Raw genomic sequence first — 13,808 nt, forward strand, 5'->3', positions numbered from 1 at the left:
GCGGGCGGGGCTCGTAACCCCCTCAGGACCGGCCGACAAGCGTGCTCCCGAGACCCCGCGATGTTCCGTTTTCTCCTGCGCTTCCTCGGCTTCGTGCTGCTGGCCGGCGGCTTCGTCGCCCTGGTCTACGACGGGGCGCGCTCGGTCGCGAACAACGGCCTGCGGATCACACCGCTGAGCGAGCTGCTGTTCACCCTGTTCAAGGACAAGGCGAACGCGCTTCAGGGTGCGGTCGAGGGCGTCGCCCCGTGGCTGTGGAACCTCGCGGTGCTGCCGCTGACGCTGGCGCCGGCCTCGCTGCTCGGTCTCGGCCTCGGCGCGGTGCTGCTCTGGCTCGGCCAGCCGGCGCGCGAACCGATCGGGTTCCTCACGCGCTCCTGACGGCGTCCGCTTCATGAACCGGGCAGGCGACCCCATATACGGGCATCATCCGACCCTGCCCGAAGGACGCCCGATGCTGCACCTGTTCCGCAAGAAGGCCGAGATGCCGAGCCCGGCCGACGCCCTGCCCGGCCGCCCCGATCCGCTGCCGACCGACGAGACCCACTTCGTCAGCGGCAACCCGCTGAAGGGCCCGTATCCGCCGGGCATCGAGACGATCGGCCTCGGCTTCGGCTGCTTCTGGGGCGCCGAGCGCAAGTTCTGGCAGCTGCCCGAGGGCGTGTTCGTCACGGCGGTAGGCTACCAAGGCGGCTTCACCCCGAACCCGACCTACGAGGAGGTGTGCTCCGGCCGCACCGGGCACAACGAGGTCGTGCTGGTGGCCTTCGACCCGATGGTGCTGCCGCTGGACGCCGTGCTCAAGACCTTCTTCGAGAGCCACGACCCGACGCAGGGCTACCGCCAGGGCAACGACGTCGGCACGCAGTACCGTTCCGGCATCTACCTCACCGATCCCGCGCAGGAGGCGACGGCCAAGGCCGTCCGCTCGGCCTACGCCGCGGCGCTGAAGGCCCGGGGCTTCCCGGACATCACCACCGAGATCGTCTCCGGCCAGACCTTCTACTTCGCGGAAGGCTATCACCAGCAGTACCTCGCCAAGAACCCGGCGGGCTATTGCGGCCTGGGCGGAACCGGCGTGGCCTGCCCGATCGGGACCGGCGTGGCGGCCTGAAGGCTTGGAACGTCAGCCTGCGATCCGTTCGCCGGGTTCCGCACCCGTCCGCATCGACGCCTGGCTCTGATCGAGACCACGCATCCCCTCGCCCCGCCTGCGGGGAGAGGGCTTTGACGACCTCGTCGTCGGCAAAGCGAGGCGGCAGCCGAGGGTGAGGGGGCCGACCCGGAAGAGGCTCGTCCGGCTCCGCCCCCCTCACCGCCGCTGCGGCTTCGCCTCCGCTTCCCGCACGGACGACGAGGTCCGTGCGGGCCTCTCCCCGCTCGCGGGGAGAGGGGAAATGCGTTCCACCCGTCGAACGTCCGTGCAACCCTCAGGACATCCGCTCCAACGCGATCGCCGTCGCCTCGCCGCCGCCGATGCAGAGCGCGGCGATCCCCCGCCGTCCGCCGGTGCGGGCGAGCGCGGCGAGCAGCGTGACGACGATGCGGGCGCCCGAGGCGCCGATCGGGTGGCCGAGCGCGCAGGCGCCGCCGTGGACGTTGACGCGGTCGGGCGCCAGGTCGAGGTCGCGCATCGCGGCCATCGCCACCACGGCGAAGGCCTCGTTGATCTCGTAGAGGTCGACCTCGCCGGCCTGCCAGCCGACCTTGTCCAGGAGCTTGCGGATGGCGCCGATCGGCGCGGTCGAGAACCAGGCCGGGGCGGCCGCGTGGCTCGCGTGGCCGCGCACGATCCCGAGGGGCGCGACGCCGCCGCGCTCCGCCTGCGACCGGCGCATCAGCACCAGGGCCGCCGCGCCGTCGGAGATCGACGAGGCGTTGGCCGCCGTCACCGTGCCGTCGGGGCGGAAGGCGGGCTTCAGGGTCGGGATCTTCTCGGGCCGGGCCTTGCGCGGGCCCTCGTCGCTCGTGACCTCGCCGACGGCGACGATCTCGTCGGCGAAGGCCCCGTCGGCCGTCGCGCGCTTGGCGCGGGCCAGCGACTCGAGGGCGTAGGCGTCCTGCGCCTCCCGGGTGAACTGGTAGTGCTGCGCAGTGTCCTCGGCGAAGGTGCCCATCAGCCGGCCGCGGTCGTAGGCGTCCTCCAGCCCGTCGAGGAACATGTGGTCGATCATGCGCCCGTGGCCGAGGCGCTGGCCGGCCCGCGCCTTGTCGAGGAGGTAGGGCGCGTTCGACATCGACTCCATGCCGCCCGCGACCACGGTCTCGGCCGAGCCCGCCGCGATCATGTCGTGGCCGAGCATCAGCGCCTTCATGCCCGACCCGCAGACCTTGTTCAGGGTGGCGCAGGGTGTCGCGTCGGACAGGCCCGCGCCGAGCGCCGCCTGCCGCGCCGGCGCCTGGCCAAGGCCGGCCGGCAGGACGCAGCCCATCACCACCTCGGATACGCCGTCGCCGGAGAGCCCGGCTCGCGCCACCGCCGCGCGGATCGCCGCCGCGCCGAGCTCCGGAGCCGCGACGCGGGCGAGCTCACCCTGGAACGCCCCCATCGGCGTGCGCGCCGCCCCGGCGATCACGATCGGATCGGACATCCTCGGCTCCCGTGGCATCGTTTGGACAGGGGGACATTCCAATCCGGCGCCTAAGAGATGTCCAGCCTGGATGTGCCGCCCCGGGGTGTTCGGACGAAGCACCGACCTTACTCTGGCGCGGACCACCGTATTCACGCAGCACGCGAGAGGCGAGTCGACACCAGTGACGATCGGCTCGCCGCCGTCCTCCCGGTGCTGCCAGTGGGGTCGAAGAGAAATTCGCCACCTGCGATGCCCTCCCCCCTCTGCAAGGGAGGGAGATCGCGCGTCACACCCGGTCGCGCGCCGCGTGGAAACGGCGCCCCACCGACATCGGCGTCAGAGGGACATCAGGACGTTGACGGAGCCGACGGCGGTGAGGATGAGGCCGCAGACGAAGGCGCCGATCATCGCGTAGCTGAACAGCTTCATGGACGTGATTCCGTTCCGCTTCGCGCTCAGCAGCGGGGTCCGCCGCTGGTCTGGCCGTACTGCATCACCGGGCGGGTCTGCTGGTTGGCGTTGCCCTCGCTCGCCGAGCTCGGGGCGCACCAGGCGCTGCGCGGCGCCGGCACGGCGTCGAACCCGAGCGAACCGGTGGTCAGGTCGTCGTAGGGCGAGGGCGGGGCGACGCGGGCGGCGGGCGCCTCAGAGCGGAACGCCATCGCGGACGAGGCGGGCACAGCAACGCCGAGGATCAGAACAGCAACTGCGGCAACGGAACGGGTCTTCATGTGGATATAAGGCTCCTTCTTACAAGACTGTCCGCCGGTTCGGCGTCGATTCGTCTTGCATGAACCTTATATAGCTTGCCCATTCCTCTGGCGGCGTGACGCACCGCACGCGGCAGGGCGGATTAAAACGCTCAGGTGCCTCACGGCTTGAAGTAGGGCCGCGCGACGATCGCGGTCGGGTCTACCGGGCGCACGCGCTGGGCGTGGACCACGCGGTGGGCGGTCCGCACGGGGCGCGGGGCCGAGACCGGGCGGCGGGCGCGCGACTCGTCGAGGTAGTCCGCGCCGCCGACGCCGAAGGCGCCGCCCTGCACCACGCCGACCGAGGGCGGGCGGCCGAGGAAGAACTCCTCGGCCCCGCCGGCGCAGGCCGGCGCCGCGGCGAGGAGGAGGGTGGCGGAGAGGAGGAGGCGCATGCGGAGAGCTTACGGCGCGGCGCCTCCACGCCGCGTTAACGATGTAGCGAGAGCGCCGGGGCCGAGGCCGGCTCCGCGGCGAGGCTCAAGTCGCGGGGCTGAGATCGCAGATGCGGACCTGCGCCCGCTCGGCCCCGCGCCAGCGGTCGCAGGCCAGCGTGCCGGCGACGTGGAACTCGGAGCCGATTCCCGCGAGGATCGCCTGTCCGAGCGGGCCTTGCGCGCTCCGGAAGCTGATCGCGCCGACCGCCTGTCCGTCGCGGCTGCGCAGGCGCGCGCGGACATGGCCGTGGCCGACGAGGCCGGCGTCGACGATGCGATGGCGCGGCAGGGCGAAGACCGGCTCCGGCGCGCCCTGCCCGAACGGGCCGGCGCGCTGGATCAGGCGGACGGTCTCGGCGGTGGCGCCGCCGGCGCTGACCGTGCCGTCGAGGAGCAAAGCCTCGACCGCCCGCGCCTCGGCCACGGCCTCCGCCAGGTCCGCGGCGAGGAAGGCGGCGAAGCGCGTCAGGTCGGGGCCGGCCAGCGTCACGCCCGCGGCCATGGCGTGGCCGCCGCCCTTCGTCGCCAGGCCGGCTTCGACGGCGGCGCGGACCGCGTGGCCGAGGTCGGCGCCGGCGATCGAGCGGCCCGAGCCGGTGGCCGACCCGTCCGGCCGGAGGGCGAAGGCGAAGGCCGGTCGGCCGAAGCGCTCCTTGAGGCGCGCCGCGATCAGCCCGACGATGCCCGGATGCCACTCCGCGCTGCCTGCGACCAGCACCGGGCGATCGGGGTCGAGGGCGAGGGCGTGGTCCATCTCCGCTTCGGCTTCCGCCACCGCCTGAGCCTCGATCGCCTGGCGCTCGCGGTTCAGGCGGTCGAGCTCCACCGCGATGCGGGCGGCTTCGGCCGGGTCGTCGGTGGTGAGCAGGCGCGCGCCCAGGCCCGCATCGCCGATGCGCCCGCCGGCGTTGATGCGAGGGCCGAGCAGGTAGCCGAGGTGCCACGCCTCCGGCGGCCCGTCGAGGGCGGCGGCATCGAGGAGCGCGGCGAGCCCATGGCGGCCGCGGGCGCGCATCACGGTCAGCCCCTGGACCACGAAGGCGCGGTTGAGGCCCGTCAGCGGCACCACGTCGGCGACGGTGGCCAAAGCCACGAGGTCGAGGGCATCGGTGAGCGGCGGCTCGGGATGGGACCCGAAATACCCCTCCGCCCGAAGCGTGCGGGCGAGGGCCACCAGGGTGAGGAACACGACGCCCGCGGCGCAGAGGTGGCCGAGACCGGAAAGGTCGTCGAGGCGGTTCGGGTTCACCAGGGCGCAGACCGGCGGCAGCAGCTCGGGGGCACCGTGATGGTCGAGGACGATCACGTCGAGGCCGAGCCGGGCCGCTTCCGCCAGAGGACCATGCCCGCTGGTGCCGCAATCGACGCAGACGAGGAGCGTCGCCCCCTCGCCGGCGAGCGCGGCGATCGCGGCCGCGTTCGGCCCGTAGCCCTCGGTGATCCGGTCGGGGATGTGGATGCGGGTCGGCACGCCGAGCCGGCGCAGGTATCCCGCCAGCAGGGCCGCGCTTGCGGCGCCGTCGACGTCGTAGTCGCCGAACACCGCGACGCTCTCGCCCCGGCGCACCGCCCGCGCGAGGCGCTCGGTCGCCGGCCCCATGTCGACGAGGCAGGCGGGGTCCGGCATCAGGTCGCGCAGGCGCGGGCGCAGGTAGGCCTCCGACCCGTCCGGCCGGACGCCGCGCCCGGCGAGCACGCGGGCGAGCAGCTCCGGCAAGCCGTGGGCCTGGACCATGGTCGCGGCGTAGGCCTGCGCCGCCGGGTCGGCGTAGCGTTCCCGCCATGGCCGCCCGAGGACGGACCGGGTGACGCCGAGGAAGGCGCGGGGCGCCTCGGGCTGGGCCGAGAGGTGAGGAAGGGCTGACACGGGGGCCACCATAGACCGCAACGGCGGCCAAATCCCGGCCCGCATGTGGGTCGCGGTCGCTACTCGTCGGCTTCCATCCCGGAGAGCGGCACGTCCAACTCGCAGAGCACGCCGTCCGGCGGGTAGGTCAGCCGGACCTCGCCGCCGATCGCCCCGGCCAAGCCCCGCTCGATCAGGCGGCTGCCGAACCCGAGCCGCGTCGGCGTCGCGACCGGCGGCCCGCCGCTCTCGGCCCAGCGCAGCCGGACCATAGGCTCGCGGCCGGCGGCATCGATCGACCAATCCACCACGATGAAGCCCGCGGGCGTCGACAGCGCGCCGTACTTGGCGGCGTTCGTCGCGAGCTCGTGGATCATCAGCGACAGCGACAGCGCGGCCTTGGAGCCGACCTGAACGTGCGGGCCGAACAGCCGCAGGCGGCCCGCCTGCGCGTCGTCGTGAATCGTCAGCGCGCCTTGGACGACCTTTTCGAGGCTCGCGCTCTCGCGGGTGCCGTCGAGCAGGATGTCGTGCGCCTTGCCCAGCGCGATCAGCCGGTTGGCGAGGGCGTCGCGGGCCGCCTCCAGGTCGGTGGCGTTGCGCATGGTCTGCATGGCGATGGCCTGCACCATCGCCAGGGTGTTCTTCATCCGGTGGCTCAGCTCGCGATTGAGCACCGCCTGCTGCTCCTCGGCCCGCAGGCGGCCGATCCCGACCTGGACCCGGTCCGCGACGTTGCGGGCGAAGGCGACCTCCTCCGGCAGCCAGTCGCGCGGCGCGGCGGCGTGGACGAAGAACAGCCCGACCGTCCGTCCGCGCTCGCGCACCGGCACGTCGAGCATGGCGCCGATGGCCTGCGCCATGAACGGCGCTGCGAACGGCGCGGTCCGCGGGTCCTCTGCGACCGCGCCGACGACGAGGGCGTCGCCGCGCTCGATCGAGGCGCCGAGGCGGCCGAAATCGGCGAAGCGGTGCGTGCCGGCGAGACTTTCCACCCCCGCCGCGGTCCAGTCCTGGAGGATCGTGACGTGCACCCCGCTCGCGTCGATCTCGCCGTAGCCGGCCCGGCTGGCATCGAGCGTCCGGCCGACGATCTCGGCGGCCTTGGCGGTCATGGCGGCGACGCAGGTGACGTCGCGCAGGTGGTCGCCGAGCTCGATCAAGGCCGCCCGGCGGATCGAGGCGGCGCGGGTCAGGCGCTCCTCGACCTGCAGGCGGACCAGCTGGCGCCGCTCGCGCATCAGGATCATGATCTGCCGGGCCAGCCGCCGAAGCGCGTCAGCCTGATCCTCGTTCAGGCCCCCGGGCCGGGGCACGGTGTCGATGACGCAGAGGCTGCCCAGCGCCCGGCCGCTCGACGTGCGCAGGGGCGCGCCGGCATAGAACCGGATCCCCGGCGGGCCGGTGACGAGCGGGTTCTCGCGGGTGCGCGGGTCCTGCGTCAGGTCGGGGATGACGAGCAGGTCCGGCTCGCCCAGCGCGTGCCGGCAGATGGAGGCGTTGAGTTCGGTCTCGCAGAACAGGAAGCCGGCGCGGGCCTTGAACCATTGCCGGTCGGCGGCGACGAGGCTCACCAGGGCGACGGGGGCGGCGCAGAGCGCGCGCGCGATCTGGACCGCGTCGTCGAAGGCCTCCTCCGGGGCCGTGTCGAGGATGGCGAGCGCCTCCAACTCGGCGAGGCGCTCGGGATCGGAGGTCTCGGGCGACATGCCAGCCCCGGGTTGGAGAACCGTCGCACCGGATCGGCGGTCGGCGTTGCGGTTGTAGGACCCCGCTCGACACAAGTCATCGTCGGGGCGCACCCCGAGCCCGAGCGCCCGGAACGCAGAAGGGCGGGCATCGCTGCCCGCCCCGTCCGCCGCATCCCGGATCGAAGGACGTCCGGTCAGAGGTTCTTGAGGATCTGGTCGACGACCTTCTTGGCGTCGCCGAACAGCATCATCGTGTTGTCGCGGAAGAACACCTCGTTCTCGACGCCGGCGTAGCCCGAGCCCATGCCGCGCTTGATGAACAGCACGGTCTTGGCCCGCTCCACGTCGAGGATCGGCATGCCGTAGATCGGCGAGGCCTTGTCGGTCTTGGCGGCCGGGTTGGTGACGTCGTTGGCGCCGATCACGAAGGCCACGTCGGCCTGCGGGAACTCGCCGTTGATGTCCTCCAGCTCGAACACCTCGTCGTAGGGCACGTTGGCTTCGGCGAGCAGCACGTTCATGTGGCCGGGCATGCGGCCGGCGACGGGGTGGATGGCGTACTTCACGTCGACGCCCTCCTTCTTGAGCAGGTCGGCCATCTCGCGCAGCGAATGCTGCGCCTGCGCCACCGCCATGCCGTAGCCCGGCACGATGATGACCCGCTCGGCGTTCTTCATGATGTAGGCCGCGTCGTCCGCCGAGCCCTGCTTGACCGGCCGGGTCTCGACCTCGCCGCCGCCGGCACCCGCCGCGGCGTCGCCGCCGAAGCCGCCGAGGATGACCGAGATGAACGAGCGGTTCATCGCGTGGCACATGATGTAGGACAGGATCGCGCCCGACGAGCCGACCAGCGCGCCGGTGATGATCAGCGCGAGGTTGCCCAGCGTGAAGCCGATGCCGGCGGCGGCCCAGCCCGAGTAGGAGTTCAGCATCGAGACGACGACGGGCATGTCCGCGCCGCCGATCGGGATGATGAGCAGGCCGCCGAGGGCGAAGGACAGCAGCACGATCAGCCAGAAGACGACCTTGCTCTCGCCGCCGATGAACACCGCGATCAGCACGACCAGCGCCACCGCGAGGCCGATGTTGATGAGGTGCCGGCTCGGCAGCATGATCGGCTTGCCGGACATCCGGCCGTCGAGCTTGGCGAAGGCGATGACCGAACCGGTGAAGGTGATCGCGCCGATCGCCGCGCCGAGCGCCATCTCGAACAGCGACTCTTTGTGGATGTGGCCGTTCTCGAGGATGCCCACGGCCTGCGGCGCGTAGAGCGTCGCGGCCGCACCCGCCACGGCGGCGAGGCCGACGAGCGAGTGGAAGGCGGCGACGAGCTGCGGCATCGCCGTCATCGGCACGCGCTTGGCGATGACCGCACCCGCGCCGCCGCCGATGGCGAGCCCGAGGAAGACGAGGAGCCAGGCGCCCGCGCCGGCCGGCGGATGGCCGACCAGGGTGGTGAGTACGGCCAGCGCCATGCCGACCATGCCGTAGAGGTTGCCCTGCCGCGACGTTGTCGGGTGCGAAAGCCCCCGCAGCGCCATGATGAACAAGACGCCCGAGACGATGTAGAGAAGGGCGGAGACGTTCTGGGACATGTCTCAGGCCTTCTTCTTGTACATGGCGAGCATGCGCTGGGTGACCAGGAAGCCGCCGAAGATGTTCACGCTGGCCAGCACGATGCCGATGAACCCGAAGGCGCGGGCCCAGCCGGTGCCCTTCTCGATCAGCGGCACGCCGGCGGCGAGGATCGCGCCGACGATGATGACGGACGAGATCGCGTTGGTGACCGACATCAGCGGGGTGTGCAGCGCCGGGGTCACCGACCACACCACGTAGTAGCCGACGAAGATCGCGAGCACGAAGATCGCGAGCTGGAACACGGTGGCGTCGACGGCGCCGTGGGTCACGGCGCTGAGGCCGTGGCCGACGCCGTCGGCGATCGCCTGCGCCTGGTCGGCGGCGTTGCGCGCGGCGGCCGCGGCCGAGCGCGCGGTGTCGGCGAGGACGCGGGTCTGGTCGACCGCCTGATCGGGGGGGATGTTGGCCATCGTTATGCTCCTCGCGACCGGCCTACGCCGCGCCCGTTGGCTGAGTGCTGGGTGACGCCGACACCCCGGTCTTCGACAGCCCGACCGAGGCCGGCTCGGATTGCGGCGAGTCCTTCGGGCGGTCGGCGACCGCCGCGTCGGCCTTCGGCTGGAAGGACGGGTGCACCACGGAGCCGTCGTGGGTCAGGTTGGTGGCCTTGACGAGCTCGTCGTCCCACTTGATCGCCAGCGCCTTCGACTCCTTGTCGACCAGGGTCTCGACGAAGGCGTAGAGGTTGCGCGCATAGAGCGCCGAGGCGCTGGCCGCGAGCCGGCCGGCGACGTTGAGGTGGCCGACGATCTTCACGCCGCGGTCGTTGACGACGACCTCGCCGGGCTTGGCGCCCTCGACGTTGCCGCCGCGCTCCACCGCGAGGTCCACGAGCACCGAGCCGGGCTTCATCGAGGCGACCATCGCCGCCGAGACCAGCTTGGGCGCGGGGCGGCCGGGGATCAGCGCCGTGGTGATGACGATGTCCTGCTTGGCGATGTGGGTCGCGACGAGGTCGGCCTGCTTCTTCTGGTACTCGGCCGACATCTCCTTGGCGTAGCCGCCCTTGGTCTCGGCCTGCTTGAACTCGTCGTCCTCGACGGCGACGAACTTCGCGCCGAGCGACTCGACCTGCTCCTTGGTCGCCGGGCGCACGTCGGTGGCGGTGACGACCGCGCCCATGCGGCGGGCGGTGGCGATGGCCTGCAGGCCGGCGACGCCGACGCCCATCACGAACACGCGGGCGGCAGGCACGGTGCCGGCCGCCGTCATCATCATCGGCATGGCGCGGCCGTACTCGGAGGCGCCGTCGACCACGGCGCGGTAGCCGGCGAGGTTGGCTTGGCTCGAGAGCACGTCCATCACCTGCGCGCGGGTGATGCGCGGCATCAGCTCCATGGCGAAGCCGTCGACGCCCGCCTCGGCCATCGCCTGCAGCTCGGCCTCGTGGCCGTAGGGGTCCATGATCGCGACGACCACGGCGCCCCGCTTGAGGAGCTTGAGCTCGTCGGCGCCGGGGCGGCGGACCTTGAGGATCAGGTCGGCGTCGCGGGCGGCCTGTTCGGCCGAGCCTGCGACCGAGGCCCCGACCGCCTCGTACTCGGAATCCGGCATGCCGGCCCTCAGCCCGGCGCCCGACTGGACGGTCACGTCGGCGCCGAGCGCCAGGAACTTCTTGACCGTCTCGGGCACCGCCGCGACCCGCGGTTCCGCGGAATCGGTCTCCGACAGGACAGCGATGCGCATTCAGGACTTCCCTCGATTGACCGCTCCCGAATGCGCGATATGGAACGGCTTTTCGAGGCGAGTTGGTAAGACGAACTGACGGAAGCGTGACGATTGTAAGCGGCGGCCCCGAATTCCGGAGCGCGGACCGCCCCGATCCTTTCCGAGACGTCAGGCCTCAGGCGAAGGCGAGATAGAGGGCCATGAGCACGGCGACCACGCAAGGCGCACGCCAGCCGATGTTCGGCGCGAAGGCGCCGAGGGCGCCTGCCGCGCTCGAGAGGACGACGCCGAGGATCGCGGTGAGCCAGGCCTCGCGAATGCCGCCGACCGCCAGGGCGAGCACCCAGCAGATCACCACGCCGCTGGCGATCTCGACGAAGCGGACGAATCCCCGATAGGTCTGCTCGTGCGTCTTCGCGTCCATCGCGGGGCTGTAGGCCCCACCGGAAACGCCCTTCGTATCGGCCATCGTGCGCTCGTCCTCGACGCTACCACTTCTCGGTGGGAGCGGGTTTAGCCCAAGCTTATTGCTGCCGCAATCGGCCGCAACCGGCGGGATCGGGCATCGCACGGCTTTGCTTGGCCCTCAATTCACTTGCGCACAAAAGATCGTCCGGACACGCGATCGTGAGCCGGCGAGGGACGCGTTATCTCGCGATCCGCCGAGGCCCCCGATTCGCGAACCCTCAGGCCGGCAGAGGCAGCCCGACCGCGCCGAGCGCCTCCGCCTGCCGCTCGGCGAGAGCGTCGAGGCTGAAGCGCTCGATCTCCGCCTCGAACAGGCGGTGATAGTTGAGCTCGGACTTGAGGTGCAGGAACACGGCTCCGAGGCCGACCGCGGCCCGGTCCATGAACACGAATTCCTGCGGCACGGTCACCGGCCCCTTCGCCTTCAGGGCCTGGTGCACCTCGAAGGCCTGGCGCCTTCCGTACTCGCCGGGCTTCACCCCGTCGGCGACGGTGCGGGTGCGATCCTCGAGCAGCGGCCCGTAGATGAAGCGCGCCCAGATGTTGAGGATCTCGATCTTCTCCTTGTCGAGGTCCTTGAAGCCCCAGACCTCGTAGGCGTGGACGGTCCGCGCCATGTCCTGGGTGAGCAGGCCGCGGTAGAGGTCGACCACGCCGCCGACGAAGCGCGGATGGAAGATCCGCACGCAGCCGTAGTCGAGCAGGTTGATGCCCTGCGGCTCCCGCTCTGCCCCTTCGCCCTCGGAGAACACCGTGTAGTTGCCCAGGTGCGGGTCGCCGTGGATCACCGCGGCGCGGCTGAACGGGTGCCACCACGCCTTGAACATCGCCTGCGCGATGCGGTTTCGAATCTCGACGGGGGATTCCGTGAAGTTGAGGATGCGCTCGCCGTCGAGCCAGCCCAGCGTCAGCAGGCGCTTGGTCGACAGATCCGCGTGGATCGCCGGCACGCGCACCGCCGCGATGTCCTTGAGGACGGTGCCGTAGAGGGCGCCGTGCTTGGCCTCGCGGGCGTAGTCCAGCTCCTCGCGGACGCGGGCACCGATCTCCTTGGCGATCTCGCGGGTGTCGAGCCAGGAGTTCATCCGCCGGTGCAGGGCGAAGGCGACCTCGAGCTGCTTCAGGTCGGCCTCCACCGCCGACTGCATGTCCGGGTACTGGAGCTTGCAGGCGAGCGCCGTGCCGTCGAGCGCCGTGGCGCGGTGGACCTGGCCGAGGGAGGCGGCGGCGGCGGGCTTCAGGTCGAAGCTCTCGAACCGCGCCTGCCAGCCGACCCCGAGCTCGGCCTGCATCCGGCGCTTGACGAAGGCCGCGCCCATCGGCGGCGCGTCGGCCTGGAGCTTCTGCAGCTCCGCCGCGTATTCGGGCGGGAGCAGGTCGGGCACGGTGGCGAGCAGCTGCGCCACCTTCATGATCGGGCCTTTCAGGCCGCCGAGCGCCTGCGCCAAAGCCGCCGCGTTGGTGGTGCCCTCCTTGCCGAACAAGCGGGCGCCGGCCATCCGCGCGGCGACCCCGCCGACGTTGGCGCCGACGCGGGCGTAGCGGCTGGCGCGGGCGGAGAAGCGGTTGGCTTCCGGATCGGTCTCTGACATCGGCTGGGTTCGCACCTCTCCCCGACCGCGAAGCCCAATCCGACCCGCGTGGGCCGGGCGCTCCGGGTCTCGTTTCGACGCGCTCGCCCGCGGCGGACCGGATGCCGGGCCCTCGGGGAGCGCCGACGGGACCGCCTCGCCCGAACGCATCGCAGATCGCGACGCCCGGGCGCGTGCGCACCGTCAGCTGTTGAGATAAGCCCTTCGCCGCCTGCCGCCAGGGCGCTGGGTCCCTGGGTCGCGGCGACGAGCGCGCCCGCGTCCCGCGCCTTGACGAACCCCGCGCAACCATCGTCTAAGACGCGTCGATCAGCACCGCGGCGCAGCTTCGTCCCGCCGCGGCATCGAAACGGGTCCGCCGGTGTAGCACAGCGGTAGTGCAGCGGTTTTGTAAACCGAAGGTCGGGAGTTCGATCCTCTCCACCGGCACCAGCCCATCCGGCACCCGGGCCTCAATGATTACATGAGGTTAGGCTAAAATCTCGGCTTGAGGATGACCGCACTCTCACACAGCGGTCTCACACATGCCATTAAGAGTCGCCCGGCCGTGGAAGGACCCTAAGACAGGGGTTTTTCATCTACGGCAACGAACTCCCCTCTCGATCGTAGACGAGCTTAAGGGATGGTCTGTCTGCCTTCCGATCGGTGACGCATGGTTCACTGTCACGGTTGGTCCGGCTTTCAGCTATCGTTACGGACCAAAGAACCCTCCGAGGCACGTATCCGTCACTCGATAGCAGACGGTGCCCTGAAACGGTTCTGGCAGTCTCACAAGGGCGGTCCGCGATACCAGCCTGAGGGTTCGACTCAGGTCAGCCCGCAATCCCTTCCCTGTCCAACTAACGGTGTTGCCGCTGAGGCACAGGGTCGAACAGCATCATCACCGGTCCCCTGCCCTACCCCGATCGTCGGTCCTGCCGTCACCGTTCTCGACCTCTTCGAACGATGGGCGACCTACTCGGCCTGTGTAGGGCGGTGACTACGGTTCTCTAAGACGGGCAAGGTGGTTTGGGGTTGATAGCCCCGGATTTTTGTTCGCACCGAGTTTTCTACGGGTTTTTGGCCCGGCGCTCTTTGACAAGTGAATCTGAGAAAGAGAAGCGTGGACGGCATTGTCCTTGCGGATCGATCCCTAGCGGGACC

The 13,808-nt window shown here is 71.1% G+C and carries 12 protein-coding genes and 1 tRNA gene; 3 read left to right on the forward strand and 10 right to left on the reverse strand.

Features of this window, described 5'->3' with window-relative positions; genetic code table 11:
- Positions 1 to 60: 60 nt before the first annotated feature.
- Together MFF13_RS05100 and msrA are read left to right on the forward strand one after the other, a co-directional pair.
- A complete protein-coding gene (locus MFF13_RS05100) occupies positions 61 to 381 on the forward strand; it encodes a PetM family of cytochrome b6f complex subunit 7 (RefSeq protein ID WP_147752432.1) in 321 nt (106 codons plus the stop codon).
- A gap of 76 nt (positions 382 to 457) precedes the next feature.
- Positions 458 to 1,114: a peptide-methionine (S)-S-oxide reductase MsrA gene (gene msrA, locus MFF13_RS05105; protein ID WP_238271156.1), complete on the forward strand. Its 657-nt coding sequence runs from the start codon at positions 458 to 460 to the stop codon at positions 1,112 to 1,114.
- A gap of 316 nt (positions 1,115 to 1,430) precedes the next feature.
- Here msrA and MFF13_RS05110 read toward each other — a convergent pair whose 3' ends face one another.
- From MFF13_RS05110 to MFF13_RS05155, 10 genes are all read right to left on the reverse strand, one after another.
- Positions 1,431 to 2,591, reverse strand: coding sequence for an acetyl-CoA C-acyltransferase (locus MFF13_RS05110; RefSeq protein WP_147762455.1), 1,161 nt, complete (start codon positions 2,589 to 2,591; stop codon positions 1,431 to 1,433).
- Between the two features lie 437 nt (positions 2,592 to 3,028).
- Complete coding sequence (locus tag MFF13_RS05115) at positions 3,029 to 3,304, reverse strand: hypothetical protein (protein ID WP_238271132.1); 276 nt, start codon at positions 3,302 to 3,304, stop codon at positions 3,029 to 3,031.
- A 140-nt stretch (positions 3,305 to 3,444) separates the two neighbouring features.
- A complete protein-coding gene (locus MFF13_RS05120; protein WP_147827979.1) occupies positions 3,445 to 3,720 on the reverse strand; it encodes a hypothetical protein in 276 nt (91 codons plus the stop codon).
- A gap of 85 nt (positions 3,721 to 3,805) precedes the next feature.
- Positions 3,806 to 5,641: a single-stranded-DNA-specific exonuclease RecJ gene (recJ, locus tag MFF13_RS05125; RefSeq protein ID WP_238271134.1), complete on the reverse strand. Its 1,836-nt coding sequence runs from the start codon at positions 5,639 to 5,641 to the stop codon at positions 3,806 to 3,808.
- A gap of 47 nt (positions 5,642 to 5,688) precedes the next feature.
- Positions 5,689 to 7,317 carry a GAF domain-containing protein gene (locus MFF13_RS05130; RefSeq protein WP_147762451.1) on the reverse strand — a complete coding sequence of 543 codons (1,629 nt, stop codon included), beginning with the start codon at positions 7,315 to 7,317 and terminating at the stop codon, positions 5,689 to 5,691.
- A 176-nt stretch (positions 7,318 to 7,493) separates the two neighbouring features.
- The gene (locus MFF13_RS05135) at positions 7,494 to 8,894 is read right to left on the reverse strand and encodes an NAD(P)(+) transhydrogenase (Re/Si-specific) subunit beta (RefSeq protein ID WP_147762450.1); all 1,401 of its coding nucleotides are present in this window, start codon (positions 8,892 to 8,894) and stop codon (positions 7,494 to 7,496) included.
- 3 nt (positions 8,895 to 8,897) lie between these two features.
- Entirely contained in the window at positions 8,898 to 9,347 is a 450-nt protein-coding gene (locus MFF13_RS05140) for an NAD(P) transhydrogenase subunit alpha part 2 (RefSeq protein ID WP_147726547.1), read from the reverse strand.
- 22 nt (positions 9,348 to 9,369) lie between these two features.
- The gene (locus MFF13_RS05145; RefSeq protein ID WP_147762449.1) at positions 9,370 to 10,623 is read right to left on the reverse strand and encodes a Re/Si-specific NAD(P)(+) transhydrogenase subunit alpha; all 1,254 of its coding nucleotides are present in this window, start codon (positions 10,621 to 10,623) and stop codon (positions 9,370 to 9,372) included.
- 157 nt (positions 10,624 to 10,780) lie between these two features.
- Positions 10,781 to 11,074, reverse strand: coding sequence for an aa3-type cytochrome c oxidase subunit IV (locus tag MFF13_RS05150; protein WP_147752424.1), 294 nt, complete (start codon positions 11,072 to 11,074; stop codon positions 10,781 to 10,783).
- A gap of 217 nt (positions 11,075 to 11,291) precedes the next feature.
- Entirely contained in the window at positions 11,292 to 12,665 is a 1,374-nt protein-coding gene (locus MFF13_RS05155; RefSeq protein ID WP_147762448.1) for an ABC1 kinase family protein, read from the reverse strand.
- Positions 12,666 to 13,022: 357 nt separating this feature from the next.
- Between MFF13_RS05155 and MFF13_RS05160 the strand changes: the two genes are divergently transcribed.
- A tRNA-Thr gene (locus MFF13_RS05160) sits at positions 13,023 to 13,097 on the forward strand.
- The last annotated feature ends 711 nt before the right edge of the window (positions 13,098 to 13,808 follow it).

Origin of the sequence: Methylobacterium cerastii, from assembly GCF_022179125.1 — a bacterium.
GTDB lineage: Bacteria > Pseudomonadota > Alphaproteobacteria > Rhizobiales > Beijerinckiaceae > Methylobacterium > Methylobacterium cerastii.

Bases quoted from the DNA above. Each gene is read 5' to 3' on its own strand.
- MFF13_RS05100 (WP_147752432.1), top strand. From the start codon at position 61: ATGTTCCGTTTTCTCCTGCGCTTCCTCGGCTTCGTGCTGCTGGCCGGC.
- MFF13_RS05115 (WP_238271132.1), bottom strand. From the start codon at position 3,304: ATGAAGACCCGTTCCGTTGCCGCAGTTGCTGTTCTGATCCTCGGCGTT.
- MFF13_RS05120 (WP_147827979.1), bottom strand. From the start codon at position 3,720: ATGCGCCTCCTCCTCTCCGCCACCCTCCTCCTCGCCGCGGCGCCGGCC.
- MFF13_RS05140 (WP_147726547.1), bottom strand. From the start codon at position 9,347: ATGGCCAACATCCCCCCCGATCAGGCGGTCGACCAGACCCGCGTCCTC.
- recJ (WP_238271134.1), bottom strand. From the start codon at position 5,641: ATGGTGGCCCCCGTGTCAGCCCTTCCTCACCTCTCGGCCCAGCCCGAG.
- MFF13_RS05155 (WP_147762448.1), bottom strand. From the start codon at position 12,665: ATGTCAGAGACCGATCCGGAAGCCAACCGCTTCTCCGCCCGCGCCAGC.
- MFF13_RS05130 (WP_147762451.1), bottom strand. From the start codon at position 7,317: ATGTCGCCCGAGACCTCCGATCCCGAGCGCCTCGCCGAGTTGGAGGCG.
- MFF13_RS05145 (WP_147762449.1), bottom strand. From the start codon at position 10,623: ATGCGCATCGCTGTCCTGTCGGAGACCGATTCCGCGGAACCGCGGGTC.
- MFF13_RS05135 (WP_147762450.1), bottom strand. From the start codon at position 8,894: ATGTCCCAGAACGTCTCCGCCCTTCTCTACATCGTCTCGGGCGTCTTG.
- MFF13_RS05110 (WP_147762455.1), bottom strand. From the start codon at position 2,591: ATGTCCGATCCGATCGTGATCGCCGGGGCGGCGCGCACGCCGATGGGG.
- MFF13_RS05150 (WP_147752424.1), bottom strand. From the start codon at position 11,074: ATGGCCGATACGAAGGGCGTTTCCGGTGGGGCCTACAGCCCCGCGATG.